Raw genomic sequence first — 1,043 nt, forward strand, 5'->3', positions numbered from 1 at the left:
TAACGCCCGCTTAAGGGGCAGACAACGCTACTACCAACTTTCCGCATAACACCGTAATCACAAAAGCCAACGCATAAAAAAATGCCACGCGTTGGCTGTCCCTCTTGAAGCGTTTGTTAGTTTCATTTCGCGCACATCCTAGTTTGGTAATCTGCCACTCTCGCTAATCTAGCTGTCTGCTCAGGATATTGATTCTGTAGAAAACACAATGCATCTGCTAACGTAATTTGATGTAAATTAACACTGTTCTCAAAAACTAATGACTCGATTTGAGCCCGAAAATCTTCATAGCGATCACTCATCCAGCACAAATTCCATATGTTTGAATCTAATTCATCGTCTGGGTCTTCTAGTGGGCTGACAGCCTGTATATTGAGATTACACAACATTGATTCATACTGGATATTTGAAAGCCTATCTTTACAACGAATTATCCAAGCCAATGTGATGAGGTTATGACCAAAAAATCCGGGCTGTTCAAGACAGGCGTTTAGAATATCGCCTTCACGATTCGGGGTTGATAACATCGGCTCACTTTGGTGTTCTTCACCTATAAAAGTAGATGTTACAAACTCTGTGAGTCGATTTAAAAATATTGGGATCGAGTCTGGTGATAACAACTTATAAACTTCATTCAAAGCGAGCAAAATGGTTACATTATGCGATAGATATTCACTGTGTCTCGATGCCCGTGAAACATAATGCTGAAATATATCCGTAAATCCTTTTTCGTCATGCCATTGAGACATTGCCTGATAAGATGCTGGGTATATTCCGCGCTCTAGAATCCTGTGCCGACGGACGCTGGAAAAATTTACTTGTTGAACTGTATCGGTGTAATTACATGAAATCTTTAATGCATCCTGTTCAATTAATCGACTTACTTGCACCAATAGTTTTTCTGAACAGTCCAAATATTCACAGAGAAACTTTGTTGATAAATATGCTTTTAGGGCATGCGGCTGATGGATAATCGCGCTGCTATATAGTGCTTGTTCTAATAAATGTTGAAATGTCATTTTTCCTCCATGAAACTAACGCCC

At 39.7% G+C, this 1,043-nt stretch carries 1 protein-coding gene; it reads right to left on the reverse strand.

Features of this window, described 5'->3' with window-relative positions; genetic code table 11:
* Nucleotides 1-122: 122 nt before the first annotated feature.
* A complete protein-coding gene (locus tag AACQ79_RS14280) occupies nucleotides 123-1,019 on the reverse strand; it encodes a hypothetical protein (protein ID WP_170899895.1) in 897 nt (298 codons plus the stop codon).
* Nucleotides 1,020-1,043 lie beyond the last annotated feature (24 nt).

Source organism: Vibrio sp. 3-2(1) (assembly GCF_963887575.1).
In the GTDB taxonomy this organism is placed as follows: domain Bacteria; phylum Pseudomonadota; class Gammaproteobacteria; order Enterobacterales; family Vibrionaceae; genus Vibrio; species Vibrio anguillarum.

Bases quoted from the DNA above. Each gene is read 5' to 3' on its own strand.
- AACQ79_RS14280 (WP_170899895.1), bottom strand. From the start codon at position 1,019: ATGACATTTCAACATTTATTAGAACAAGCACTATATAGCAGCGCGATT.